Source organism: Kitasatospora sp. NPDC088264 (assembly GCF_040685715.1).
Lineage (GTDB): Bacteria > Actinomycetota > Actinomycetes > Streptomycetales > Streptomycetaceae > Kitasatospora.
In genome coordinates, this window is record NZ_JBFBIR010000023.1 from 1 (window position 1) to 24,888 (window position 24,888).

Annotated in this window: 20 protein-coding genes and 2 pseudogenes; 15 read left to right on the forward strand and 7 right to left on the reverse strand. The window is 74.6% G+C overall.

The window, feature by feature from the left end; genetic code table 11:
- The first annotated feature begins 183 nt into the window (after positions 1-183).
- Both AB0O82_RS19445 and AB0O82_RS19450 read left to right on the forward strand, forming a co-directional pair.
- Positions 184-1,311 (forward strand): NUDIX hydrolase, encoded by a 1,128-nt coding sequence (locus AB0O82_RS19445; protein WP_363585192.1) that lies wholly within the window; start codon positions 184-186, stop codon positions 1,309-1,311.
- Between the two features lie 154 nt (positions 1,312-1,465).
- Positions 1,466-1,882 (forward strand): DUF6188 family protein, encoded by a 417-nt coding sequence (locus AB0O82_RS19450; protein ID WP_363585194.1) that lies wholly within the window; start codon positions 1,466-1,468, stop codon positions 1,880-1,882.
- 71 nt (positions 1,883-1,953) lie between these two features.
- Here AB0O82_RS19450 and AB0O82_RS19455 read toward each other — a convergent pair whose 3' ends face one another.
- From AB0O82_RS19455 to AB0O82_RS19475, 5 genes are all read right to left on the reverse strand, one after another.
- Positions 1,954-2,328, reverse strand: a complete 375-nt coding sequence (locus AB0O82_RS19455; protein ID WP_063350272.1) for a hypothetical protein — start codon at positions 2,326-2,328, stop codon at positions 1,954-1,956.
- Positions 2,329-2,405: 77 nt separating this feature from the next.
- On the reverse strand, positions 2,406-2,801 hold the full coding sequence (locus AB0O82_RS19460; protein ID WP_350879110.1) for a roadblock/LC7 domain-containing protein: 396 nt from the start codon (positions 2,799-2,801) through the stop codon (positions 2,406-2,408).
- Positions 2,802-2,883: 82 nt separating this feature from the next.
- Positions 2,884-3,924 (reverse strand): hypothetical protein, encoded by a 1,041-nt coding sequence (locus tag AB0O82_RS19465; protein WP_363585197.1) that lies wholly within the window; start codon positions 3,922-3,924, stop codon positions 2,884-2,886.
- Between the two features lie 88 nt (positions 3,925-4,012).
- Positions 4,013-4,396 carry a hypothetical protein gene (locus AB0O82_RS19470; protein ID WP_063350270.1) on the reverse strand — a complete coding sequence of 128 codons (384 nt, stop codon included), beginning with the start codon at positions 4,394-4,396 and terminating at the stop codon, positions 4,013-4,015.
- 667 nt (positions 4,397-5,063) lie between these two features.
- Positions 5,064-5,672 carry a TetR/AcrR family transcriptional regulator C-terminal domain-containing protein gene (locus AB0O82_RS19475; protein WP_363585199.1) on the reverse strand — a complete coding sequence of 203 codons (609 nt, stop codon included), beginning with the start codon at positions 5,670-5,672 and terminating at the stop codon, positions 5,064-5,066.
- A gap of 271 nt (positions 5,673-5,943) precedes the next feature.
- On the opposite strand from AB0O82_RS19475, the gene AB0O82_RS19480 reads away from it, so the two are divergent.
- On the forward strand, positions 5,944-7,554 hold the full coding sequence (locus AB0O82_RS19480) for an amidohydrolase (protein WP_363585201.1): 1,611 nt from the start codon (positions 5,944-5,946) through the stop codon (positions 7,552-7,554).
- Between the two features lie 147 nt (positions 7,555-7,701).
- Positions 7,702-9,264: an APC family permease gene (locus tag AB0O82_RS19485; RefSeq protein ID WP_363585203.1), complete on the forward strand. Its 1,563-nt coding sequence runs from the start codon at positions 7,702-7,704 to the stop codon at positions 9,262-9,264.
- A 73-nt stretch (positions 9,265-9,337) separates the two neighbouring features.
- Here the strand turns inward: AB0O82_RS19485 and AB0O82_RS19490 are convergent, their stop codons facing one another.
- Both AB0O82_RS19490 and AB0O82_RS19495 read right to left on the reverse strand, forming a co-directional pair.
- Complete coding sequence (locus tag AB0O82_RS19490; RefSeq protein WP_363585205.1) at positions 9,338-10,327, reverse strand: MsnO8 family LLM class oxidoreductase; 990 nt, start codon at positions 10,325-10,327, stop codon at positions 9,338-9,340.
- 89 nt (positions 10,328-10,416) lie between these two features.
- Positions 10,417-11,607, reverse strand: coding sequence for a peptidoglycan-binding protein (locus AB0O82_RS19495; RefSeq protein WP_363585207.1), 1,191 nt, complete (start codon positions 11,605-11,607; stop codon positions 10,417-10,419).
- Positions 11,608-11,981: 374 nt separating this feature from the next.
- On the opposite strand from AB0O82_RS19495, the gene AB0O82_RS19500 reads away from it, so the two are divergent.
- The 11 genes and pseudogenes from AB0O82_RS19500 (at position 11,982) to AB0O82_RS19550 (ending at position 24,840) form a co-directional block, all read left to right on the forward strand.
- The gene (locus AB0O82_RS19500) at positions 11,982-13,307 is read left to right on the forward strand and encodes a DUF6271 family protein (protein WP_363585209.1); all 1,326 of its coding nucleotides are present in this window, start codon (positions 11,982-11,984) and stop codon (positions 13,305-13,307) included.
- Positions 13,304-13,807: a GNAT family N-acetyltransferase gene (locus tag AB0O82_RS19505; protein ID WP_363585211.1), complete on the forward strand. Its 504-nt coding sequence runs from the start codon at positions 13,304-13,306 to the stop codon at positions 13,805-13,807. Before AB0O82_RS19500 ends, AB0O82_RS19505 begins: the two co-directional genes overlap by 4 nt.
- Before the next feature lie 109 nt (positions 13,808-13,916).
- Complete coding sequence (gene adhP / locus AB0O82_RS19510; protein WP_363585213.1) at positions 13,917-14,930, forward strand: alcohol dehydrogenase AdhP; 1,014 nt, start codon at positions 13,917-13,919, stop codon at positions 14,928-14,930.
- Between the two features lie 301 nt (positions 14,931-15,231).
- On the forward strand, positions 15,232-16,221 hold the full coding sequence (locus AB0O82_RS19515; RefSeq protein WP_363585215.1) for a hypothetical protein: 990 nt from the start codon (positions 15,232-15,234) through the stop codon (positions 16,219-16,221).
- Between the two features lie 209 nt (positions 16,222-16,430).
- Positions 16,431-18,029: pseudogene (locus AB0O82_RS19520) on the forward strand (AMP-binding protein); the annotation flags it as partial.
- A 57-nt stretch (positions 18,030-18,086) separates the two neighbouring features.
- Positions 18,087-18,458: pseudogene (locus AB0O82_RS19525) on the forward strand (thioesterase family protein); the annotation flags it as partial.
- Between the two features lie 50 nt (positions 18,459-18,508).
- Positions 18,509-20,875: an FAD-dependent monooxygenase gene (locus AB0O82_RS19530; RefSeq protein ID WP_363585312.1), complete on the forward strand. Its 2,367-nt coding sequence runs from the start codon at positions 18,509-18,511 to the stop codon at positions 20,873-20,875.
- 17 nt (positions 20,876-20,892) lie between these two features.
- On the forward strand, positions 20,893-21,864 hold the full coding sequence (locus AB0O82_RS19535; RefSeq protein ID WP_363585217.1) for a carbon-nitrogen hydrolase family protein: 972 nt from the start codon (positions 20,893-20,895) through the stop codon (positions 21,862-21,864).
- Positions 21,861-23,078 carry a cupin domain-containing protein gene (locus tag AB0O82_RS19540; RefSeq protein WP_363585219.1) on the forward strand — a complete coding sequence of 406 codons (1,218 nt, stop codon included), beginning with the start codon at positions 21,861-21,863 and terminating at the stop codon, positions 23,076-23,078. The genes AB0O82_RS19535 and AB0O82_RS19540 overlap by 4 nt, the downstream gene beginning before the upstream one ends.
- Positions 23,079-23,130: 52 nt before the next feature.
- The gene (locus tag AB0O82_RS19545) at positions 23,131-24,033 is read left to right on the forward strand and encodes a fumarylacetoacetate hydrolase family protein (RefSeq protein ID WP_363585221.1); all 903 of its coding nucleotides are present in this window, start codon (positions 23,131-23,133) and stop codon (positions 24,031-24,033) included.
- A gap of 48 nt (positions 24,034-24,081) precedes the next feature.
- Positions 24,082-24,840: an Asp/Glu racemase gene (locus tag AB0O82_RS19550; RefSeq protein WP_363585223.1), complete on the forward strand. Its 759-nt coding sequence runs from the start codon at positions 24,082-24,084 to the stop codon at positions 24,838-24,840.
- Positions 24,841-24,888 lie beyond the last annotated feature (48 nt).

Here is a 24,888-nt window from a genome sequence, read left to right on the forward strand (position 1 = left end):
GCCACCAGGTTCGACAAGACCGCCGTGTCCTACCAAGCCGCCGCCACCCTCGCCTCACTCCTCATGTGGGCCTGACCTTTGACGACACTGCCTAGGACGGCTCGTGGGGGGAACCATGAAAGGGGTCCGCCGAGTCGTCGGGGGGACACGGCCTTCGAACCGGGCCTGACGGAGGGAGCAGCGGTGGACGCGTCATCCGGGAGCGGGCGGGAGTTGCTGGCGGCGGCGGGGGTGCTGTTCCCGGACGGGCGGGGGCGGGTGCTGGTGGTGCGGTTGCCGTACGACCGGAAGCATCCGGTGGCGATCCCGGGCGGCGGGTGGGAGCCGCAGGACCGGTCCCCACGGGAGACCGCGCTGCGCGAGGTGGTGGAGGAACTCGGGTTCACGCCCCGGCTGGGGCCGCTGGCCTGCGTCGACTGGACGCTCGACCACTTCCGGCCGCCGATCGCCGCGTACCTGTACTGGGCGCAGCCACTCACCGCCGAACAGGCCGCGGCGATCCGGCCGGACGCGGCGGAGGTCGGCGGCTGGGCCTGGCTGACCCCGGACCAGGCGGGCCACGCGCTGCCGCCCCTGCTGTCCCGCCGGGTCACGGCCTGCCTGCGGGCGCCGCGGTCGGCCGGTCCGCTGGAGCTGGAGGACAGCAGGCCCGTGGGGCACACCCTCGACCACCTGCCGGCGGACGAACCGCCGCCCGCGTACACCGGGCTGGCCGGGGTCACCGCCCTGGGCCCCGCCCCCGGCGGGCCGGCGGCGGGGCCCGGGTACGAGCCGCCGATGGACCGGGCCACCTACATCGCCACCCGCCCGCGGATCCGGGCCAAAGCCCGGGCCCTGTTCACCGACGACGCCGGGCGGGTCCTGCTGGTCCGGCTGCGGCCGTGGGACGGGCCGCGCGGCCGGGTGCCGTACTGGACGCTGCCGGGCGGCGGGATCGAGGCGGACCGGGAACTGCCCCGGGCGGCCGTCCGGCGCGAGATCCGCGAGGAACTCGGCTGGGAGGTCGAACCGGGGCGGCTGCTGGCGCTGGACTGGCAGCCCGGGTCGGCCGCCGACCCGGAGGCCGACCCGGCGACCGGGCGGGACACCGCCGTGCTGGTGTCCGTGTTCGACGGGGGCACGGTAACGGAGCGGATGCTCGGTTCGATCGCGCTGCCGGAGGAGGAGCTGGTGGAGTGGCGGCTCTGCGGCCCCGCCGAGGCACGGGCGCTGCTGACCGGCCCGTCCTGGGCCCGGACGGCCGCCGCGCTGGCCGCGCGGGAGCGGGCGGGCGGGCCGGCCGAGCTGGTGCGCGGACGCACCGCCGGGTAGCGGCGGGCGGGCCGGGCGAGCTCAGGAGGGTTCAGGAGGGTTCAGGAGGGCGAGTCGGGGGGGGACCGGCCGGGTGGGTTGGTCGGACCGGCTGGTCGGACGGGGCTGTCGGGCAGGGCGGACAGGGCCGGGTCGGGTGGGTCACACTGGGGCCATGCAGAACGGGATCACGCAGCACGGGATCACGGAGGCGCTGGCCGGCCGGCGAGTGGCGTCGGTCAGCGGCGGCGACCGGCTGGACCTCACCCTCGACGGGCCGGTGACCGTCCGGGTGGCGCACGAGTTCCGCCTCGCCGCGCCCTCCTTCACCGCCCCGGCGGAGGTCGAGCACTACTTTCCGGCGCTGACCATCCGCCCGACCGGCACCCTGCTCGCGCTCGTCGGCCGGACCGTCGACACCGCCGAGATCACCCTCGCCGGCGGCCTGGAGCTGGCCTTCGCGGAGGGCGGCGCGCTGTCCGTCCCGCCGCACGCGCAGCTCGCGCCGTGGAGCGTGGAGACCGCGGAGGGGGCGATGTGCGCGGCGCTGCCGGGCGGCGAGGTCCGGTGGACGGCGCCCGGCGCGGCCTGAGCCGACGCCGGGCCGACGCGTCGTCCGGTCGGACTCTCCGGCCTGTCCGCCTGTCCAAGCTGTCCGGCCTGTCAGACCTCCAGGTCGGCCTCGATCCTGGTGAGCTGGTGGCGGGCCATCGCCAGGTTGGCCCGCGCCTTGTCCAGCGCCAGGTAGAGGAAGAGGCCCTTGCCGGTGCGGCCGGCGAGCGGCCGGATCAGGTGGTACTGGCTGCTGAGGGTGATCAGGATGTCCTCGATCCCGTCCTGTAGGCCGAGCATGTCCATGGTGCGCATCTTGGCGCGAACCACGTCCGTGTTCCCCGCCGCGGCCACGTTGAGGTCCAGCCCGCCGGGGCCGTCGAGGGTGGCGAGCGCCATGCCGCTGTTGTAGTCCACGAGTGCCGCGCCGATGGCGCCCTCGATGCTGGTCATGGCCTGCTTGAGCGCGCCGGCTGCGTCGGTCATCTGGGTAACTCCCTTTCGGTGGTGGTGTGCTGGGGTGGTAGGTGCGGTCGGGCCGGGGGCCTGACCGGTCAGGCCGGTCAGGCCGGGTCGCGGGGGTCCTTGGGCAGGAGGCTGTCGCTGAGCAGCCCGGCGATCCGCTGGGCCGAGCGGCGGGCCTCCAGGTGCAGCCGGCCGACATTGACGTCCGGGTGCGCCAGCAGCGCCAGCACGCAACTGCCCCCGGCCGCGTAGGTGGCGACGTAGCCGTGCTCGCCGCGCACCAGCGACTCGCGGAACTCGCCCTGGCCGGTGGTGTCGGCGAGCCGCTGGGCCAGCGACAGCGAGGCCGCCGTCATCGCGGCCAGGCCGGAGGGTTCCGCCCCGTGGGTGTCGTGCGCGACCAACAGGCCGTCCACGCTGGCCACCAGGCCACCCGCGAGGTGCGGGACGCGCTGCTTGACGGCGCGGAGCTCGGCGAGCAGTTCGGTCTCCAAGGCGATCAGTTGTCTCCTTCCGACACGCTGCTTGAGCGCCCGCCTCATGGCCGGGACGGCGGGGTCGCGGGTGGAGAGTGGTTCAAAGTCGGGCCTCCAGAAGGGTTCGGACCCGGGTCAGCAGCGCGATGTCCGGGTCGGGGACGGCCAGCGAGTGGGCCGTGGCCGTGGTGGGCGGGTGATCGGAGTGGGTGGGGGCCACGGGACCGGACGGCGTGGCGCCGGTGAGGGTGGCGCCGGGGACCCGGCGGTGCAGGCCTCCCGGCGGGCGGGCGGGGGCCGACGCCTCGGGGGCCGGCGCCTCGGCTTCCGCGACGGGCGTCGCGGGCCTCGGCGCCCCAGGTACCACAGGCGTCGCGGGTGCCACGGATGTCGCGGGTGCCACGGATGTCGCAGCGCTCGGTGCCACTGCCGGCGCGGCGTGCCGCGGGGCGGCGAGCAGCCCGGCGGCGGCCAGGCGACGGACGTCCGCCGTGACGCCGAAGCCGGACCGGCCGAGCAGGCGCGCGAGGTCCGCCGGGGTTCTTCGGCCGTCGGCGTGGTCCAGCAGTTCGCGCCGGCGGCGGCCGGGCGGGCGGTTCGACGGCCGTGGGACCGGCACCACCGGGCGAACCGGCGCGGTGTCGAGCTGCGGCCAGGGCCAGATCCGTTCCAGCAGCCGGCCCCGGCGCTCGACCTCGCGGCGCAGCCGGCCGGGGTCGACCGTGGCCACCGGGCCCAGCCAGTGCCGGGCGTCGGGCTCGAACCGCCAGACGCCACCGGTCCGGTCGGCGAGGACGAAGAACGCGGCGTCGAAGAGCGTGCCCAGGTGGCCGAGTTCGAGCTCGCCCCGGGTGAGCAGCCGCCGTTCGACCAGGGCCTCACCGACCCGGGCGCGCGGGCCGTGGAGCCGGAGCAGTTCCGCCCACTGCCCGGGGGTGATCCGGCCGCAGCCGGTGAGCAGTTCGGCCAGGCCGGGCGCGCGCGGGGAGTCGGCGTGGGCCACCTGGCCGTCGACGAGGTGCAGGCTGCCGAGCGGGCCGCGCAGGGCGCCGGTGGCGCGGCGGGCGGCGAGCAGGCCGAGGGCCTCGCCGGGGGTCTGCGGCGGTGCGGGCGGGCGGACGGCGGCGGGCGCGGCGGTCATCCGGGCCACCGGCCGGTGGAGCGCGGGCGGCGGGGGCGGCCCGTCCGGCGTGCTGGCCGAAACCCGATGGCCGCGGTGGGCGTCCCGTTCACCCCAGCACCAGTTCCTCGGCGAGCGCCTGGAGGCGGTAGCGGGCGGCGGCGAGGTTGCCCTGGGCACGGTCGAGCCAGAGGTGGAGGACGAGGCGGCTGTCGAAGACGGTGTCGATGAAGCAGATGAGGTGGTAGCTGCGGCCGGCGGTGACGATGACGTCCTGTAACGGCGACCGCCGGTCCTCCGCCCCGGTGAAGGTCTGGCTCTCAACGGCCGCCCGTACCAAGTCGGTTGTCTCGGCGGCCGCGGTCTCGTGGTCGCCGGTCGGGCACTCGCCGAGGCTGCCGAGCGCGAGTCCGCTGCTCCAGTCGACCAGGCTCGCGGAGCGTGCCCCGGAGATCGACATCGCTCCGGCGAGGCATTCGTCGATACCCGGCACACCGGCTCCTTCGAGGGGGTCTGGGCAGCCGGGCGCAGCACGGCACGGCCGGGCCGCCACCAGCAGTGGCGGGCTCGACACGGAAGGCTACTGCCGGATTCCATATGACGAACATTCCAATGGCATATTCACATCAGTAGCATCCACTTCCGGCCAAGGTATGACGAGGCGTCAGCCATCGCCGCCGGGCGAACCCGCTGGCCCGGGGACGGTCGCGGCCCGCAGTCCACCGCCACCCGCCGACCACCTGGCAGGGGAGCTTGGCCGAGAACCGGCCGCACGGCAGGGTTTCGACCGCCGTCATGCGGTAGAAGGACCGGGCGAGCAGGTCTACACCACCGGGTCGCCGCCCGACTGCCGCCGGGGCCCTCGGGCATGACGAAGGAGCCCCGGGCATGACGAAGGGGCCCGTTCCGCTGGACGGAACGAGCCCCTTCGGGTGGAGCGCCAGGCCCGGGTCGCACGGACTCTTCCTACTGAAAGTAGGACGTGCTCTGGTAGCACCGCTGACGCCTGTTCGGGAGGTTGTTTCCCTCCCGACGAGAAGAACATTAGCAGGTCATCACGCCTGCTCAGAAACCGGAGGGAGGAACGGGACCGGACCCGGCGGAACGGCGGCGACCCAACCCCGGCGCGGCGACCCCGACAGCCCTGGCACGGAGGGCGGTCAGGGCAGCAGCGCCCGGTAACCCGCGATCAGGGCGGTGAGGCCCAGCTCGAAGGCCCGGTCGGCGCGTTCGCGGCCGGCGGGGACGGCATCGAGGGCGTCGGCCAGGCGCGGGGTGGCGTCACGGTCGACGGCGTCGACCATGACGTCCGGGGCGACCAGGTCGAGGGCGGAGCCGAGGATGAAGCTCTCCAGGGCGGTGATCACGCCCATCACATCCCGTGCGGCGAAGCCCGCGCCCTCCAGGGTGGCGACGGCGCGCTCGTACAGCGCGTGCATGAACGGTTCGGCGAGCGGGGCGGTGGCGAGCAGGCGCACGATGCCGGGGTGTTCGGCGAAGGCGTCCCGGTAGGCGTGCGCCCAGGTGCGCAGCGCCGCGTCCCAGGGCTGGTCCCACATCGACTGCTCGCCGATGGTGCGGACGAGTTCGGCGCGCATCAGGGCGACGATCTCGGCCCGGCCGGCGACGTGGTGGTAGAGCGCGGAGGGGCTGACCTTGAGGGCGCCGGCGAGGCCGGGGATGGTGAGGTCGCCCGCCTCGTCGACCAGCCGCAACGCGGTGTCGACGATGCGCTGCCGGTCCAGCAGGGGTGTGCGCGGCCTGGCCATGCCGGTTCCTCGTCTTTCGGGGAGTCCTTCGGGGAGTCCTTCGGGGGCCCTCGGGGAGTCCTTCAGGAAGCCTTCCGGAGGATCTTCGGGAGGGCGAGGGGCCGGAGAGCCCTCCGGAGAACCCTCAAGATCATCGTTACCCAAGCGTTACTGAATGGCTTTCAATAAAACTCTTCCGCACCCGCCGGTGCCGCGCCTACGGTAACCGAACCCCATTCGGTTTAGGCAGGTCGTCCTCGTCACCTGCCGCGCCCCGGAGAGGACGCTCCCCATGCGTGCCGACACGATCTTCACCGGCGGCCGGATCCACACCGGAGACCCCGCCCACCCCGCCACCCACGCCCTCGCCGTCACCGCCGGACGGATCACCGCCCTCGGCGACCCGGCGCTCGCCCTGCGCGACGACCGCACCGAGACCGTCGACCTGGCCGGCGGCGCCCTGCTGCCCTCCTTCGGCGACGGCCACCTCCACCCGCTGCTCGGCGCCATCGGGCTGCGCGGCGTGCCGGTGCGCGACTGCACCAGCCTGGAGGAGGTCGTCGAGGCCGTCCGCACCTGGGCCGCCCGGCACCCCGAGGCCGAGTGGATCACCGGGGACGCCGTCAATCCGTGGCTCGCCGAGGGCGGCCTGTTCGACGCCCGGCTGCTCGACGCCGCCGTCCCCGACCGGCCCGTCCTGCTACGCACCATGGACCACCACACCGGCTGGGCCAACAGCGAGGCGCTGCGCCGCGCCGGGTACGGGCCGGACACGCCCGACCCCGTGGGCGGCGAGATCGTCCGCCGCCCGGACGGCTCCCCGCTCGGCACCCTGCGCGAGTTCGGCGCCCTCAACCCCGTCCTCGCGCTCGTCCCGCCGCCCCCGCTCGCCGAACAGGTCGCCGCCCTGCGCGAGACCACCGCCGCACTCGCCGCCGCCGGGCTCACCTGGCTCCAGGACGCCTGGATCGAGCCCGCGCAGGTCGACACCTGGCTCGCCGCCGTCGCCGAGCACGATCTGCCCGTCCGGGCCGGGCTCGCCCTGCTGCTCGAACCGGACGGCTGGCGCGCACGGCTCCCCGCCCTGGCCGCCGACCGGGAGCGGGTCGAGGCCGGCGGGCGCGGCCGGCTCACCGCCCGGGCGGTCAAGTTCTTCGCCGACGGCGTCGTCGAGTCCGGGACGGCCGCCCTGCTGGCGCCCTACAGCGACTGCCCGCACTCCCACGGCGTCGCCAACTGGACCGGCGCCGAACTGGCCGACGCCGTCACCGCCGTCGACGCGCTCGGCTTCCAGCCGCACATCCACGCGATCGGCGACCACGGCGTCCGGATCGCCCTGGACGCCGTCGAGGCCGCCACCCGCCGCAACGGCCTGCGCGCCCGCCGCCCGGTGATCGCCCACGTCCAGCTGGTCGACCCGGCCGACCTGCCCCGCTTCGCCGAACTCGGCGTGATCGCCAACTTCGAACCGCTGTGGGCCCAGACCGACCCGCTGATGACCGAACTCACCCTCCCCCGGCTCGGCCCCGAGCGCGGCGCCCGGCAGTACCAGATCGCCGCGCTGCTGCGCGGTGGCGCCCGGGTCTCCTTCGGCAGCGACTGGCCGGTCACCCGGTACGAGCCGCTGGCCGGTCTCGCCACCGCCGTCACCCGGCAGACCCCGGACGGCCTGCCGGCCGGCGGCTGGCTGCCCGAGGAGCGGATCGGCCTCACCGAGGCCCTCGCCGCGTACTCGGCGGGTGTCGCGCACCAGGCCTTCGAGGAGGCGGAGTGGGGCGTGCTGCGGCCCGGGATGCGGGCCGACCTGGTGCACCTGGCGGCCGACCCCTACGCGGTGCCGGCCGACGAGCTGGCCGCCGTCCCGGTGGCCGGGACCTGGCTCGGCGGCCGACGCACCCACTGAAGCCGACGCACGCACTGACCCAGGGCGGGCCCCCCGTACCCGCCCGCCGAAACGCCCCCCACGGCGTCCGGTCCCCGTCGACCGCCCGCACCCGATCGGCGGCCGACCGCTCTACCCTCGTCCGTACGACCCCAGGAGAGCTCCCCCATGACCCTGCCCTCCGACGCGGCCTCCCCGACCGCACCCGGCTCCCCCCGCACCGGCCCCGGCACCGGCCGCGCCGGGCCCGACACCGGGCCCGACAGCACCGGGCCCGGCACCGCAACCGCCGGCTCCACCGGCCCCGCCCGCCTGGAAGGCGGCGTGCTCGGCACCGGCGACATCGTCTTCTTCGTCGTGGCCGCCGCCGCACCGCTGACCGTGATGGCCGGCGTGGCACCGTTCGCGATCGCCTTCGGCGGCATCGGCACGCCCGTCGCCTACCTGGCCACCGGCGTCATCCTGGCCCTCTTCGCGGTCGGCTTCACCACCATGACCGCGCACATCCGCAACGCCGGCGCGTTCTACGCCTACGTCACCCGCGGCCTCGGCCGCCCCGCCGGGCTCGGCGCCGCGCTGCTCGCGGTGCTCTCGTACAACGCCATCCAGATCGGCATGTACGGCGCCTTCGGCTTCTTCGCCCACACCACCGCCGCCGACCTGCTCGGCCTGGACCTGCCCTGGCCGGTCTGGGCGCTGCTCGGCGTCGCGGTGGTCTGGCTCCTCGGCTACCGCTCGATAGACCTCGGTGCGAAGGTGCTCGGCGCGCTGCTGATCGCCGAGACCGGCATCCTGCTCGTGCTCGCCGTGGCGGTGCTGGTGCGCGGCGGCGCGCACGGGCTCGACCTGTCCTCGTTCGCCCCGCACAACGTGTTCTCCGGGGGCATGGGCGGGGTGCTCGGGCTCTCCTTCGCCGCGTTCATCGGCTTCGAGGCCACCGCCATCTACCGCGAGGAGGCCCGCGAACCACGGCGGACGGTGCCGCGCGCCACCTACGCGGCGATCGCCTTCCTCGGCCTCTTCTACACCTTCATCACCTGGATGATCGTGCAGGCCTTCGGCGCCACCGAGGCCGTCGCGACCGCCACCGCCGACCCGGCCGGGATGTTCTTCACCGCGATGACCGACTACGTCGGCGCCTGGGCCACCGACCTCCAGCGGGTGCTGATCGTGACCAGCCTGCTCGCCGCGCTGCTCGCCTTCCACAACACCATCACCCGCTACGGCTACGCCCTCGCCACCGAGCAGGCCGCCCCGGCCGCGCTCGGCCGGGTCCACCCGCGCCATGGCTCCCCGTGGATCGGCGGCATCGCGCAGTCGGTGCTGGCGGCGGTGGCCGTCGTGGTGGCGGCGCTGATCGGGGCCGACCCGTACAACCAGTTCTTCCTCTGGGTGAACTCCCCCGGCGTGGTCGGCATCCTGGTGTTGCAGGCGCTCGCCGGGCTGTCCGTGTACGCCTTCTTCCGTCGCAATCGCGAGGCGGCCGCGAGCGCCGGGGCGTTCCGGACGGTCGTGGCGCCGGTCGCCGCCACCGTGCTGCTGTGCGGGGCGACGGCGCTGGTGGTGTGGCGGCTGGACCTGTTCACCAATGCCGGACCGGAGGTCAACTGGCCGCTGGTGGCGATCGTGCCGGTGGTGTTCCTGACGGGCGTCGCCATCGCGCTGCGGCTGCGGGCGCGGCGGCCCGAGGTGTACGCCCGGCTCGGGATGTCGGAGGTCGACGCGGGCTGAGCTCGGAGGTCGACGGGCCGAGCAAGGCGGCGCCGCAGGGCTGGCCCACCCGCCTCGGCCCCGGCCGGCGGCCTCAGGCCTGGCCGACCGCCTCGGCGAGCAGCCGGTAGGAGTCGAGGAGGGCGGCGCGGTCGTAGGTGCTGGTGGTGACCAGGAACTCGTCCGCGCCGCTGCGCGCCACCAGGGCGGCGAGTTCGGCGACGGCCCGCTCCGGGGTGTCCGCGATGTGGCCCTTCAGCGACTGCTCGTAGGCGGCCTGCTCGCGCGGGCTCATCGGCAGGGCCAGGATCTCGGTGGCGGGCGCCAGCGGCGGGAACTCGCCGTGGGTGCGGGAGTACGCGCCGGACCACGCCTCCGGAACGAGCAGTTCCCGCGCCCGGTCGGCGCTCCCGGCGACCGCGACCGTGCCCGAGACCACCACGTACGGCTCGGCGGCCTGCGCCGAGGGGCGGAACCGGCTGCGGTAGCGGTCGATCGCCGCGAGCATCCGTTCCTCTCCCCGGACGGCGGCGATGACCAGCGGCAGCCCGGCGTCGGCCGCCAGGTCGGCGCCCGCACCGGTGGCCAGGACGAAGGCCGGCACCCGCAGGCCCTCGGCCGGGCGGGCGTGGACGCCGGGGTGGGCCTGCTGCGAGCCGTCGAAGTAGCCGAGCAGTTCGGCCAGCTGGGCGCCGAAGTCGTCCGCGGAGTCCTTCTCCCGGCCCAGCGCCCGCCGCACGCCGTCGGTGAACCCGACCGAGCGGCCGAGCCCCATGTCGATCCGGCCGGGGAAGAGCGAGGCGAGCACCCCGAACTGCTCGGCCACCACCATGGGCTGGTGGTTGGGCAGCATCACCCCGCCCGTGCCGACCCGGATCCGGGTGGTGGCCGCCGCCACCGCCGCGGCGAGCACCGTCGGCGCCGATCCCGCCACCCCGGGCACGCCGTGGTGCTCGGAGACCCAGAAGCGGTGGTACCCGAGCCGCTCGGCCTCGCGGGCGAAGGCCACCGTGTCCCGCAACGCCTGCGCCGGCTCCTCGCCCCGTCTGGTCCGGGAGCGGTCGAGGACGGAGAGCCTGGTCATGGGCGCAGCGCTGGTCACGCGGTGGACAACGCCCGCCGCCGAGCCGGGCATTCCCCCCTCCGCCATGCCCCGGTACGGACGGGCCCCGGTCAGTCCGTGACGGCGAAGCCCTGCGCCGCGCCCAGCCGGTGCAGCGAGTCCTGCCCCGGGATCCCGTCCGCGGCGGCGTCGGCGTACCCGCACCGGCGCTGCCACCCGGCGTAGGCGGTGACCGTCAGGCTGCCGAACGAGCCGTCCACCCAGCGCTGTTCGAGCAGCCCCTCGTCCGCCAGGGCCTGCTCGACGATCGCCACCTCGGCGCCGTACGTCCGGTGCCCCTGTTCGGCGCCGGGGTCGGTCCGGGCCGCCGCCACGACGTGCGCGAGCGACACCGTCCGGGGACCGGGCAGGTAGCCGAGCAGCCGCCGCAGCGAGCTCTCCCCCGGCACGCCGTCCGCCGCCTGGCCGGAGTAGCCCAGACTCCGCTGGTAGTCCGCGTAGTTCTCGGTGTCCGCGTCGCTCCAGTTCGGCCCGGGGCCGGAGCGGTAGTGGGCGCCGAAGCCCTGGGCGACGAGCCCCCGGCCGACCACGGTGACCTGGTAGCCCTGGGCGCCGTAGCCGTACGGGAGGCCGTTGATGGTGGTCTGGTACCGGGCCGGGGTCGGGTCCGCCGGGGGGTGCTGCGAGGGCGAGGGGATCGGGGTGCCGGGGCCGGCCGTGAAGTCGGGCCAGGAGCCGGGGTCGGTGTGGTCGTTGAACGGGACGTGGGCGTGCGCGTACCAGCCGCCGCTGGCCTCCCACACCTGCTCGTCGCGGTCGCTGGTGAAGTCGACCGGCCGGCCCATCGGCCACACGTCGGGCACGCCCCAGGAGGCGATCCAGGCGTGGATCCGGTCCCAGCCCGCGCACGGGGTGTCGACCAGCCGCGGGTACACGGTGCCCTGGTAGGTGCAGTAGGGGAAGAACACCGCCTCGATCTGGATCACCACGCGCCCGGCCCGGTTGGTGCGGGTCGGGCTCGTCGTCGGGCTGAGCAGGCTCTTCGAGCGGGAGTCGGCCGGGAACAACTGGGCGATCCGGCCGCTGAACGGGTCCCAGACCAGGTGCGGCGCGTCGCCGGCGCCGCTGCCGGTGAAGTAGTTCACCAGGTCCTCGTAGGTGCACCAGTCCTGCGGCGCGGCGGCGGTCGCGTTGCGGTCCCAGGTGATGTGGGCGATGGCTCTCGGGGGGTACTGCTGGTCGGTCGGCGCGTGGTCGCCGAGGTCGTGGATCTCGGCACCGGGCAGCCACAGGTCGGACATGCGGTCTCCTCCAGGCGGCGAACGGACGTCGTTGCGGGTATCGGCAGGTTCGCCCTCCGGATTGACCCCAACGGCGCAATGCACGGCAATGAACCACCCGTGCTCGCGCGCCCGTTCGGATCTGTGACGGGAATTCGTCCTCGCGTACGGACCCGGAGGCCCGCACCGCGTGCCGCCGGACCCGCGCTCCACCCTGCCCGGAAGGAAGCCCGAGAGGCTCCGGAAAGCCGTCGGGCGGGGGCGCATTCCACCCCGCCGCAGCCGCTCTGTCAATCGTTGACTTCGGAACTGGTCTAGTCCACGGTGGTGCGCGAAAAGCACTCATACCGTCATCACCGCCACGATTCTGACGAACCGACGGAGATTCCACCGTTATGCAACGAGTCTGCCTCGCCCTGCCCACCATGCGATCCTGCCCCGACACCATCGTGGAACTCGCCGAGGAGGCGGCCTACGCCGTCGCGAACTTCGACGTCGAGGTGCACCTCCTCATCCTCGACACCACCGACGCCGCCCAGTTCGCGGAGAACGCGGGCGCCGTGGCCGCCCTGGAGCCCACCCCCGGCGTGGTCGTCCACCACCTCGGCAACGCGCAGCAGCGGGAGTTCCTGCGCCGGGTGGCCGAGCGCTCCGGCGCCGCCGACCCGGAACTGCTGCTCGACATGATGCTCCCGCCGGCCGTCGCGTACGGCTCCTGCGTCAACCGGCTCTTCCTGGGCGCGGCCGCCCTGGGCTGCACCTCGGCGCACCTGCGCAACGACGACGCCGACTTCCAGGTCGTCGACGGTCGGAAGATCTTCCCGATCCACCACGAGCTGCTCTCGATCGGCCGACCGGCCGGCGAGGCGGCGGCCGGTGTGACCCGCTCCGAGCTCGACCCGGCCGACGCGGACAAGCCGGTGATGCTGGTCAGCGGCTCCTTCATCGGCGAACTCAACGTGGACATCAGCGAGATCCACGAGTTGGACCCGGACATCTACCGCGACGTGGTGCGCCTGTGGACCCCGCCGGTGTGGCCGGAGGAGGACCGGGACGCGATGGTGGACGTCTCGTTCAAGGGCGCCGGCTCCGAGCCGTTCACCACCGACGAATCCGTCCTCGGCGTGCCCGACATCTGGGACGTCTACATGTGCAACATCGCGCTGGACCACCGGGCCTACGAGGTGCTGCCGCTGCTGCCCTCGGTCAAGACCATCGGCAGCGACTACGCCCTGCTGCACGCCATGGTCCACTCCCGGCTGCCCGGCGTCGTCCACAACCGCCACATCGTCAACTACTACACGCCCGAACGCCGCATCGGCGCCGGCTTCATCTCCTACCAGATGCGGTTCGTCAAGTTCCTGCTGTCGATGCTGTACCTGTACCCGGTCTACGGCGGGATGATCGACCTCGGCCGCGGGCTGCTGGACGAGCGGCACGGGCTGAAGGTCGAGCCGATCCTCGACCTGGTGCGGGGCAGCGTCGACTGGGACCGGGCCGGGAACGAGTACTGCCTGGACGTCCTGGACCGCTCCTACCGCAAGCTTGGCGGCAAGTACGCCGAGCTCGCGGACGCGGTGGCCGAGCAGCGCCAGCAGCTCCTGGACGAGGCGCAGGAGGACGCCGAGCGCTGGGCGGTGCTGATGGGAGCGTGGGCGTCGCTGGTGGCCGCCTCCCGCGCGGAGGGGCTCGGCACCGCCTCGGAGGTTGCGGCCGGGTGAGCGAGGACCTCCGGATCCGGCTCCTGGCCGAGGGCGACTGGGATGCCGTGGTCGCCCTGGAGCACGACGCCTACGCGGCCGACGGACTGTCGGAGGGCCGGGAGGCACTGCAGTCCCGCGCCCTCGCCTCGCCGCGGACCTGCTTCGTGCTGGAGCAGGACGGCGCCGTCCGCGGCTACCTGCTGAGCCTGCCGTACCCACCGCTGCGCTGCCCGGACCTCGACCGGCCGGAGGAGGCGGTGTTCGCGTCGGACAACCTGCACGTGCACGACCTGGTGATCGCCGAGGACCTGCGCGGCCGGGACGTCGCACTGGGGTTCATCCGGCACTTCCGGGAGCAGGCGTCCGAGCAGGGCTTCGAGCGGATCTCCATGGTCGCGGTCCGCGGCACCGACATCCTGCTGCGGCTGCTCGGCTACCGCGCCCACCGCGAGGTGACGGTGCCGTCCTGCTACGGCAAGCGCGCCGTCTACATGTCGATGCCGGTGGCAGCCGGCTGACCTTCACTCGTCCGGAGTAGTCCGGGCTGCGGCACTCACCCCGTCGAGTGATGCTGCTGACGGCTGCGCCCAGCCGCCAGCAGCATCACCACCGACCGAGGGAGAGCGCATGAAGGCCGCCGTCGTCCACGACTTCACCGCGCCGCTGGTCATCGAGGACCGCCCCGTCCCCGAGCCCGCGCCGCACCAGGTCAGGGTCAGGATCGAGGCGTCCGGCCTCTGCCACACCGACATCCACGCCGCCCACGGCGACTGGCCGGTCAAGCCGAGCCCGCCGTTCGTGCCCGGCCACGAGGGCGTGGGGATCGTCGAGGCGGTCGGCGGGGAGGTGCGCAACGTGCGGGTCGGCGAACGGGTCGCCATCCCCTGGCTGGCCGACGCCTGCGGGCGCTGCGACCAGTGCGTCTCCGGCTGGGAGACGCTCTGCCTCCAGCAGCACAACAGCGGCTACTCGGTGGACGGCGCCTACGCCGAGTACGCGCTGGCGCACGGCGACTACGTGGTGCCCGTCCCGGACGGCCTCGACCCGCTCGACGCCGCGCCGCTGTCCTGCGCGGGCGTCACCACCTACAAGGCGCTCAAGGTCTCCGGCGCCCGCCCGGGCACCCGCGTCCTGGTCTCCGGCATCGGCGGGCTCGGCCACCTCGCGCTCCAGTACGCGCGGATCTTCGGCGCCGAGACCATCGCGGTCGACGTCACCGACGACAAGCTCGCCCTGGCCCGCGAACTCGGCGCCGACCACGTCCTCGACGCGCGCACCCAGGACGTCGCGGCGGAGGTCCAGCGGCTCGGCGGCGCCCACGCGGCCATCGCCCTCGCCGTCAGCAACGCCTCCTTCCAGGCCGCTTACGGTGCGCTGCGGCGCGGCGGCACGCTCGTGCTGGTGGCGCTCCCGGCCGGCGGGAAGCTCGAACTGCCGGTGTTCGAAACCGTGTTGAACGGCACCAAGGTGATCGGCTCGATCGTCGGCACCCGCCAGGACCTCGCCGAGGTCTTCCGGCTGCACGCCCTCGGCCGCACCCGCGTCATCCTTGAGCCCCGCCGCTTGGAGGAGGTGAACGCCTGCTTCGACGAGGTGCTGGGTGGCAAGGTCTCCGCCCGGCTGGTCTTCGACCTGCGCTGAGCGGCCTGCGCTGAGCAACCTGCGCTGAACCCGGCCCCGGCCGAACGGGTGCGCCCACCGGTCAGCCGCGCCCGCCGGTTCGCCGCGCCCGGCACCCGTCCGTCCGCCGTCGGGACGCGGCTCGCGGCCGATCCGCCCCCTTGACCGGCCCGTTCGGGCACCAGAGGCCCCGCGGGTCACGCCCGCCCCACCCCCGTCCGGGCCCGGTTGCAGTTCCGTCTCCGTTCCGTCCGGCGGGGGGCGCGGCGCCGCCCGGTCCGGGATCGTGGGGGCAACGACTCGTTGGGCGGGGGGAGTTGCCGTGGGGGACGGCCAGGAGTTGGTGCCCGTGGTGGTGGGCGTGCTGGTGCGGGCGGCCGAGGGGGTGGCGGGCGGCCCGGGGCGGTCGGTGGCGGATCTGGTGCGGGTGCGGCTGCGGGCGACGCCGGAGGGCGCCCGGGCCGTGGACGCGGTCGAGGCGAACCCGGGGGACGCCCGGGCGCGGGGTGGGCTGACCGCCGCCGTCGGCGAACTGCTCACCACGGACCCGGCGTTCGCGCGGTACCTGGCCACCACCGAGCTCGGCCGGCCCGCCGACCCGCCGACCGTCCACCTCCGGGTCGATCCGGCCGTCGCCGGGGCCCAGGCCCGGGCCGCCCGGATCGGCGCCGCCCCCGTCCTCGTCACGCTGGCGCTGATCGTGGTCACCGCCCTGGTCGCCGTCGGGATCAACCTGGGCTCGCGCCCGCTGCTGCGGCCGGGCGGGCCCGACCTGGCCCACGCCGGGCGGACGCTGCGCGACCCGGCCCAGGTGCAGGGCGTGCTACCCGACCTGCGGGCCATGCCGGGCGGCTGGCAGGTGGAGAGCGGCCCACAGTCGGGAGCGGGCCCGGGCGAGGACGTGCCCTGCCTGCTCCCGGACGCCTGTGACCAGCAACTCGCCTACGCCACCGTGACGTTCCGCGCCGTGACCACGCACAGCGCACAGTTCACCGTGGTCACCTTCGCCTCCGCCGACGCCGCCGGCCGGGCCTTCGACGCGATGCTCGCCCACGTCGGCGGCGCCGACGCGGCCGCCGCCGTCCCCCTCCCCTCGATCGGCGACCAGCGCGCCGCCCGGACGCACGGCGCGGAAGGGGCGGAGGCCCTGGTGCGGGTCGGCATCACGCTGCTGTACGTCCGCGATTCGGGCCCGGGCTCCGACGCCGCCACTCCGGTGCTGGCCCTGTTCGCCCGACTGCTGGCCGAACGCGCCCAGCAGGCCGAGGACGGCCGCGAGCCCGACGCCGCCGCCCAGGGGGCCACCGCCTGACCCGGCCGCCCGCAGCCCCTGCTTGAACGCGCCGCACCCCGACCGAACCGGTCGCCGGGTGCGGCTGCCGTTGCGCCGGGACACGGGTGGGGCCACCGGTGAGGCCGCGAGGGGCCCGCTCCCCCGAATGCGTGTATCGCTCTCTTGACTGGCGTCACCAACACGCCATACTGGCCTCACTCCCCGCTCGCACGATGAGGTGCCCGCCCATGGAGCTATCCCCCTCCGCGCACGTGGACACGTTCTGCCGCGACCATCTCCCACCCTTCGACCAGTGGCCAGAACTCCGCTTCGACATACCGGAGTTGTTCTATCCGGACCGGCTGAACTGCGCCCAGGCGCTGCTCGACGGAACGATCGCCCGGTACGGCCCCGACCGCCGCTGCCTGCTCACCCCGACCGGCCAGTGGACCTACGGCGAACTGCGCGACCACGCCGACCGGGTGGCCCGGCTGCTGACCGAGGACCTCGGCCTGGCCACCGGCAACCGGGTGCTGCTCCGCGGCCCCAACACCCCCTGGCTGGTGGCCTGCTGGCTCGGCGTCCTGAAGGCCGGCGGCGTCGCCGTCAGCACCATGCCGCTGCTGCGGGCCGCCGAACTGACCGGACTGCACCGGATCGCCCGGCCCGCCATCGCCCTGTGCGACCACCGCTACCTGGACGACCTCGCCCGGGCCGAGACACCCGGCCTGCGGGTGCTCGCCTTCGGCGGGCCCGGCCCCCAGGACCTGACCGCCCGCTGCGCCGCCAAGAGCGGCGGCTTCACCGCCGTGCCCACCGCCGCCGACGACGTCGCGCTGATCGCCTTCACCTCCGGAACCACCGGACGGCCCAAGGCCACCCTGCACTTCCACCGCGACGTGCTCGCCAACGCCGACACCTTCTCCCGCCACCTCCTGCGCCCCACCCCCGACGACCTGTTCGCCGGCACCCCGCCGCTCGCCTTCACCTTCGGACTCGGCGGCCTGGTGGTCTTCCCGCTGCGCGCCGGCGCCGCCAGCCTCCTGCTGGAGCAGGCCACCCCCGAGCAGCTCGCCGAGCAGGTCCACCGGCACCGGGTCGGCGTGCTGTTCACCGCGCCGACCGCCTACCGGGCGATCCTGGCCGCCGGGCTCGCCGACCGCCTGTCCGGCGTACGGCGTTGCGTCTCGGCCGGCGAGCACCTGCCCGCCGCCCTCTGGGAGGCCTTCCACGCGGCCACCGGGCAGCGGCTGATCGACGGCATCGGCGCCACCGAGCTGCTGCACGTGTTCATCTCCGCCGCCGACGGCGACATCCGCCCCGGCGCGACCGGCCGCCCCGTCCCCGGCTACCGGGCCGCCGTCCTGGACGAGCAGGGCCGGCCGGTGCCGGACGGCGTGCCCGGTCTGCTCGCCGTCAAGGGCCCGACCGGCTGCCGCTACCTGGACGACGAGCGCCAGCGCGACTACGTCCGCAACGGCTGGAACCTCACCGGCGACACCTACGTCCGCGACCGGGACGGCTACTTCTGGTACCAGGCGCGCAACGACGACATGATCGTCTCGGCCGGCTACAACATCGCCGGCCCCGAGGTCGAGCAGGCCCTCGCCGCCCACCCCGACGTCGCCGACTGCGCGGTGGTCGGGGCGCCGGACGAACGGCGCGGCACCGTGGTGAAGGCCTACGTGGTGCTGCGCGAGGGCGCGCCCACCGGGCCGGAGCAGGTGCGGAGCCTCCAGGAGCACGTCAAACGGACCATCGCCCCGTACAAGTACCCGCGCGCGGTCGAGTTCGTCACCCGGCTGCCGCGCACCGCCACCGGCAAGCTGCACCGCGCCGAGCTGCGCCGGCTGGCCGCGACCGCCCCGGCCAGTGTGGCGATCGAGCGCCGGGTCGAGTGGTCCGACACCGACGCGGCCGGTCACTACCACTTCTCGGCCGTCCAGCGCTGGGCCGAGGCCGCGGAGGCGGCGCTGCTGCGCCGGCTGGGCCTGGCCGAGCTGTTCGGGCGGATCCCGCGGGTGCACTTCGAGGCCGACTACCGCGAGCGGCTCTGGTTCGGCGACCTGGTCCGCACCGAGCTGCGGGTGGTCCGGGTCGGCGGCTCCTCGCTGCACTACGCCTTCGAGGTGCACGGCCCGCACGGCCTGGCCGCGTCCGGGCGGATGTCGGTGGTGCACGCCGCGCCGAACGCCAAGGGCGCCGAACCCTGGCCCGCGCCGGTGCGCCGCGCGCTGGCCGAGGCCGGACCGCAACAGCCGGAGGTGGTGCGGTGACCACCGCGGCCCGCACCACCACCACCGCCCGCACCACCGCGGCCCGCCGCATCGCGAACCCCACCACCGCCCGCCGCATCGCGGTGATCGGCGCCGGTCCGGGCGGGCTCTACTTCGCCGCGCTCGCCAAACGGCTGGCACCGCACCGGGAGATCACCGTCTTCGAACGCGACGGCCGGGAGGACGAGTTCGGCTTCGGCGTGGTGTTCTCCGACGAGACGCTGGACGGCATCGCCCAGGCTGACCCGGAGGTCTTCGCCGCCATCGGTGCCGAGTTCGCCCGCTGGAGCGACATCGACGTGCGCTACGCGGGCGAGGTCCGCACCTGCGGCGGGCACGGCTTCGCGGCACTCGACCGCAACCGGCTGCGCGCGATCCTGCAACAGCGCTGCGAGCAGCTCGCGGTGGACGTGCGCTACCGCACCCCCGCCCCTCCGGTCGACCGGCTCGCCGCCGAGTACGACCTGGTGGTCGCCGCCGACGGCATCCACTCGGGCACCCGGGCGGCCTACGCCGACACCTTCCGGCCCGACCTGGACGAGCGGCACTGCCGCTACATCTGGCTCGCCACCGACAAGGTCTTCGAGGCCTTCACCTTCATCGTCGAGCGGTTCGACTTCGGCACCCTCCAGGTGCACGCCTACCCGTACAGCGCGACCCGTTCCACCTTCATCGTGGAGATCGCCGAAGACGCCTGGCGCCGCGCCGGGTTCGCCGCCCTCGCCGCCCGGGAGCCGGCCCGCGGCGCGAGCGACGAGGCGAGCGTGCGGCGCTGCGCGGACCTGCTCGCCGGGCACCTGGACGGCCACCGGCTGATCCCGAACGCCTCCCGCTGGATCCGCTTCACCACCGTGCGCAACGCCCGCTGGCGCCACCGCAACGTGGTGCTGCTCGGCGACGCGGCGCACTCCGCGCACTTCTCGATCGGCTCGGGCACCAAGCTCGCCCTGGAGGACGCCCTCGCGCTCGCCGCGAGCCTGCACGAACAGCCGGCGCTGGAGCAGGCGTTGGCCGCCTACGAGGCGGAGCGGCGCCCGGTGGTGGAGTCCACCCAGCGGGCCGCGCAGGCGAGCCTGGAGTGGTTCGAGACGGTGGAGCGGCGCACCGGGCAGGGCGCCGACCGGTTCGCGTTCAACCTGCTCACCCGCAGCCGCCGGGTCACCTACGGCAACCTGCGGGCCCGCGACCCCGACTTCGTCGACGCGGTGGACGCCGCCGCCGGCGGCCCGCCCGGTGTGCCGCCGATGTTCCGGCCGCTGAAGCTCGGCGCCCTGGAGCTGCGCAACCGCGTCGTGGTGCCCCCGCTCGCCACCTTCACCTCCACCGACACCCTGCCCAGCGGCTTCGACCGGGCCCAGCTGACCGCGCACGCGCTCGGCGGCGCCGGGCTGGTCCTCGCCGGGATGGCCGCCGTCAGCCCCGGGGGCCGGGCCACCGACCGCTGCCCGGGGCTGTGGAACGACCGCCAGGAGACGGCCTGGCGCGAACTCGTCGACGCCGTCCGCGCGGTGAGCGACACCCCGGTCGGCCTCCAGCTGACCCACGCCGGCCGCCGGGGCGCCACCGCCGCACCCGGCCCGGACGGGATCGGGCGTCCACTCGCCGACGGCTGGCCGCTGCTCGCCGCCTCCCCGCTCCCCTGGGGCCCGGACAGCCCTCCCCCGCACGCGGCCACCGCCACCCAACTGGCCACCGTGGTATCGGACTTCACCGAGTCGGCGGAACGCGCGGCACGGGCCGGCTTCGACGCGCTGGAGCTGCAGTTCGGCCACGGCCACCTGCTCTCCGGCTTCCTCTCACCGCTGACCAACCACCGCACCGACCGCTACGGCGGCCGGCTCGCGCACCGGCTGCGGCTGCCGCTGGAGGTGCTGGCGGCCGTCCGCGCGGTCTGGCCTGCCGGGCGGCCGCTACTGGTGCGGATCTCGGCCTGCGACTGGGCGCCCGGCGGCACCACCGGACCGGAGGCCGTCACGATCGGCCGCGCGCTGGCCGACGGCGGGGCGGACGCGGTGGACGTGTCCACCGGCGAGGTGGTCGCCCACCAGCGGCCGCCGTACGGACGCGGGTACCAGACCCCGTTCGCCGAGCTGATCCGCGCCGCCACCGGCCTGCCGACCATCGCGGTCGGCGCGATCTCCGGGCACGACGACGCCAACTCCGTGCTCCTGGCCGGGCGGGCCGACCTGGTCGCGATCGGGCGGGCCCAGCTGTACGACCCGCTCTGGACGCTGCACGCCGCCGCCGAGCAGGGCTACACCGGGCCGGGCGCGCACTGGCCCGGCCCCTGGTCGGCGGGCAGCCGCAGACCACCGGGCCCGAACGCCGACCGGGTCGCACCGCGCCTGCACCTGCTCGCCGAGCCCGCCGCGCCGGTGCACCGCCGCTGGCCGCCGCCCACCCCCGAACCGCGCTGAGCAGCCGAGGAGGAACCATGCCCGACCTGCCCCGCTTCACCGCCGCGGCCGTCCAGGCCGCCCCCGTCTACCTGGACCCGGCCGCCACCGTCGACAAGGCCGTCGCCCTGATCCACGAGGCGGCCGGCCACGGCGCCGCCCTGGTGGTCTTCCCCGAGGTCTTCGTCCCCGGCTACCCGTACTGGAACTGGACGATGAACCCGGTGCAGGGCTCGCCCTGGTACGAGCGCCTCTACCGCGCCGCCGTCGACGTCCCCGGCCCGTACGTCGACACGCTGCGCGCCGCCGCCCGGCAGGCCGGCGTGGTGCTGGTGATCGGCGTCAACGAACGCGGCCAACACAGCCTCGGGGTGCTCCACAACACCTTGCTGATCATCGGCGCGGACGGAGAACTCCTCGCCGTGCACCGCAAGTTGGTGCCGACCTGGGCCGAGAAGCTGACCTGGACGCCCGGCGACGGCAGCTCCCTGCGGGTGCACCGCACGGCCGTCGGCCCGCTCGGCGCGCTCGCCTGCGGCGAGAACACCAACACCCTGGCCCGCTTCACCCTGCTGGCCCAGGGCGAACTCGTCCACGCCGCCAGCTACATCGCCCTGCCGGTGGCCCCCGAGGACTACGACATGGCGGAGGCGATCGCGCTGCGCGCCGCCGCGCACTGCTTCGAGGGCAAGCTGTTCACCGTGGTCTCCTGCTCCACCATCTCGCCCGAGATGGTGGACCTGATCGCCGGCGACGACCACCAGGTGCGCAAGCAACTCGCCCGCCCGCGCAGCGCGTTGTCCGGCATCTTCGGCCCCGACGGACGCCCGGTGGGCGAGCCGCTGGTGGACGAGGAGGGCATCGTCTACGCCGAGATCGACCTCGGCCGGTGCATCCAACCCAAGCAGATGCACGACATCGTCGGCCACTACAACCGCTTCGACGTCTTCCGGCTGCACGTGGACAACCGCCCGCTGCGGCCGCTGGTGTTCCCGGAGGAGCAGGCATGACCAGCGACGACGGCACGACCGACCGCCACGGCACGACCGACCGCCACGGCACCACCGACCCCCACGGCACCGCCAACCCCCACGGCACCACCGACCAGGGCCGCACGGCCGACCACGACGACGACCAGCTCGGCCGCGCCAGGGTCACCGACAGCCCCGAACTCACCGCCTACTACGAGGAACTGGCCGAGCACGAGGCCGGCGCCCTGTGGACGGTGGCGAACGAGATCGAGCCCTGGTACCCGCAGCCCAAGTCGGTGCCGGTGCTCTGGCGCTACGCCGACCTGCGCCCGCTGGTCCGCAAGGCGCTGCCGCTGGTCAAGGCCGACGACGCCGGCCGCCGGGTGGTGATGCTGGTCAACCCCGGGCGCCGCGAACTGAGCGCCGCCGTCGGCCTGCTGTACACCGGCCTCCAGATCATGGGCCCCGGCGAGGCGATGACCGCGCACCGCCACCAGGCCGCCGCCCTGCGCTTCGTCCACGAGGGCACCGGCGCCTGGACGGTCGTGGACGGCCAGAAGCTCAGGGTCGGCCCGCGCGACTTCGCCATCACGCCCAACAACTCCTGGCACGAGCACGGAAACGAGTCCGACGACGCCCCGGTGATCTGGCAGGACGGCCTGGACATCCCGCTGGTCAACATGCTCGACGCGAACTTCTACGAGGTCCACCCGGAGCTGTACCAGCGGCCCGGCCCGGTGGTGAACTCCTCGCTGCTGAGCTACGGCGGCAACCTGCTCCCGTACGGCGTCGAGACCTGGAGCAGGCCCTACTCCCCCCTGCTCGGCTGGCCCTGGGAGCCGAGCTACCACGCGCTGTGCCGACTCGCCCGCGCCACCGGGGGATCGCCGTACGACGGCGTCATCATGGAGTACACCAACCCGGTCACCGGCGGCCCGGTGATGCCGACCATGGCCGCCCACCTGCAACTGCTGCGCCCCGGCCAGGCCACCCGCGCCCACCGCCACACCGGCTCGGTGGTCTACACGGCGGCCAAGGGGCGCGGCGTCTCGGTGATCGCCGGGCGGCGCTTCGAGTGGCAGCAGGGCGACGTCTTCGTCGTCCCGTCCTGGGCCTGGCACGAGCACGCGAACCTCGACCCCGGCGAGGACGCCTGCCTGTTCTCCTTCAACGACTTCCCGGTGATGCACTCGCTCGGCCTCTACCGCGAGGAGGCCCACCCGGCGCACGACGGGCACCAGGGCCCGGCCTGACCCACCGGACACGCGCCCCACCACCGCCCGGCAACCCCGAGGAGCCCCGACCATGCACCTGTTGACCTACTGCGCGGACGGCGACGAGACCCCGCGCCTCGGCGCCCGGCTCGGCGACCAGGTCGCCGACCTGACCGCCCTCGCCACCGCCGCCGGCGCCCGGCTGCCCGACGGCCTGCTCGACCTGGTCCGGGCCGGCGAGGCCGCGCTGGCCACCGCCCGCACGCTGCTGTCCCACGCCGGGCCCGGCCACCCCGCCGTCCGCCCGCTCGCCGAGGTCTCGCTGCGCGCGCCCCTGCGGCCCGGCAAGATCGTCGGTGTCGGCCTCAACTACGTGGAGCACGTCGCCGAATCGCACCGCACCCTGGACACCGAGCGCGAACTGCCCGACCGGCCGGTGCTGTTCAGCAAGCCCGCGACCGCCGTCACCGGCCCGGGCCAGCCCATCCGGCACAACGCCGACCTGACCAAGCAGCTCGACTGGGAGTGCGAACTCGCCGTGGTGATCGGCGAGCCGGCCTTCCGGGTGGCCGAGCGGGACGCCTGGCGGCACGTCTTCGGCTACAGCATCGTCAACGACGTCAGCGCCCGCGACCAGCGCCGTTCCGGGCAGTGGTTCTTCTCCAAAGGACAGGACAGCTACGCGCCGTTCGGCCCGGTCGTGGTCACGGCCGACGAGATCCCCGACCCGCAGGACCTCGACCTTTCACTCAGGGTCAACGGCGAGCTGCGACAGGACTCCAACACCCGCCACATGCTGTTCGGCATCGCCCGCCTGATCGCCGACATCTCCTCCGGCGTCACCCTCGAACCGGGCGACGTGATCGCCACCGGCTCCCCGTCCGGCGTCGGCGCCGGCCTGGTGCCGCCGCAGTTCCTCCAGCCCGGCGACCTGGTCGAGGCCACCATCGAGCGGATCGGCACCCTCGCCAACCCGGTGGTCGACGCCCGCTGAGCGGAGCACCCCACCCCGGCCAGCTCCCGAGAGGAGCCCCAGCACCCCATGACCACCTACCGGATCGGCCAGATCGTCCCCAGCTCCAACGTCACCATGGAGACCGAGGTCCCCGCCCTGCTGCGGGCCCGCGAGGCGGTCGCGCCCGAGCGGTTCACCTTCCACTCCAGCCGGATGCGGATGACCAGGGTCACCCCCGAGCAACTGCGCGCCATGGACGCCGAGTCCGACCGCTGCGCGGCCGAACTCTCCGACGCCCGGGTCGACGTGCTCGGCTACGCCTGCCTGGTCGCCGTGATGGCCACCGGCCCCGGCTACCACCGCGAGGCCGAACAGCGCCTGCACCGGCGCACCGCCGAGAACGGCGCCCCCGCCCCCGTGGTCACCAGCGCGGGCGCCCTGGTGACCGGCCTGCACACGCTCGGCGCCAAGAAGGTCGCCCTCGTCACCCCGTACCTGCGGCCGCTGGCCCGGACCGTGGTCGACTACCTGGCCCACGAGGGCATCGAAGTGCTCGACTACGCGGCCCTGGAGATCCCCGACAACCTCGACGTGGCCGCCCACGACCCGGCGCGGCTCCCCGCCATCGCCCGGCGTCTCGCCCACGCCGAGGCCGACGCGGTGGTGCTCTCGGCCTGCGTGCAGCTGCCCTCGCTGTCCGCCGTCGAGGAAGCCGAACAGCAGCTCGGCAAGCCGGTCGTCTCGGCGGCGATCTGCACCGCCCACCAACTGCTGCGCGCCCTCGGCCTGCCGGCCGTCGCCCCCGGCGCCGGGCACCTGCTCTCCGGCGCCTACGCCCAGGCCTGACGCCGGGCTCCCACCGCTATGATCACCACGAGCTGCCGGGGAGGAGGC

Coding starts and splice junctions, on each gene's coding strand:
- AB0O82_RS19490 (WP_363585205.1), bottom strand. CDS start 10,327: ATGACCAGGCTCTCCGTCCTCGACCGCTCCCGGACCAGACGGGGCGAG.
- AB0O82_RS19475 (WP_363585199.1), bottom strand. CDS start 5,672: ATGGCCAGGCCGCGCACACCCCTGCTGGACCGGCAGCGCATCGTCGAC.
- AB0O82_RS19480 (WP_363585201.1), top strand. CDS start 5,944: ATGCGTGCCGACACGATCTTCACCGGCGGCCGGATCCACACCGGAGAC.
- adhP (WP_363585213.1), top strand. CDS start 13,917: ATGAAGGCCGCCGTCGTCCACGACTTCACCGCGCCGCTGGTCATCGAG.
- AB0O82_RS19455 (WP_063350272.1), bottom strand. CDS start 2,328: ATGACCGACGCAGCCGGCGCGCTCAAGCAGGCCATGACCAGCATCGAG.
- AB0O82_RS19500 (WP_363585209.1), top strand. CDS start 11,982: ATGCAACGAGTCTGCCTCGCCCTGCCCACCATGCGATCCTGCCCCGAC.
- AB0O82_RS19535 (WP_363585217.1), top strand. CDS start 20,893: ATGCCCGACCTGCCCCGCTTCACCGCCGCGGCCGTCCAGGCCGCCCCC.
- AB0O82_RS19465 (WP_363585197.1), bottom strand. CDS start 3,924: ATGACCGCCGCGCCCGCCGCCGTCCGCCCGCCCGCACCGCCGCAGACC.
- AB0O82_RS19545 (WP_363585221.1), top strand. CDS start 23,131: ATGCACCTGTTGACCTACTGCGCGGACGGCGACGAGACCCCGCGCCTC.
- AB0O82_RS19485 (WP_363585203.1), top strand. CDS start 7,702: ATGACCCTGCCCTCCGACGCGGCCTCCCCGACCGCACCCGGCTCCCCC.
- AB0O82_RS19495 (WP_363585207.1), bottom strand. CDS start 11,607: ATGTCCGACCTGTGGCTGCCCGGTGCCGAGATCCACGACCTCGGCGAC.
- AB0O82_RS19450 (WP_363585194.1), top strand. CDS start 1,466: ATGCAGAACGGGATCACGCAGCACGGGATCACGGAGGCGCTGGCCGGC.
- AB0O82_RS19540 (WP_363585219.1), top strand. CDS start 21,861: ATGACCAGCGACGACGGCACGACCGACCGCCACGGCACGACCGACCGC.
- AB0O82_RS19550 (WP_363585223.1), top strand. CDS start 24,082: ATGACCACCTACCGGATCGGCCAGATCGTCCCCAGCTCCAACGTCACC.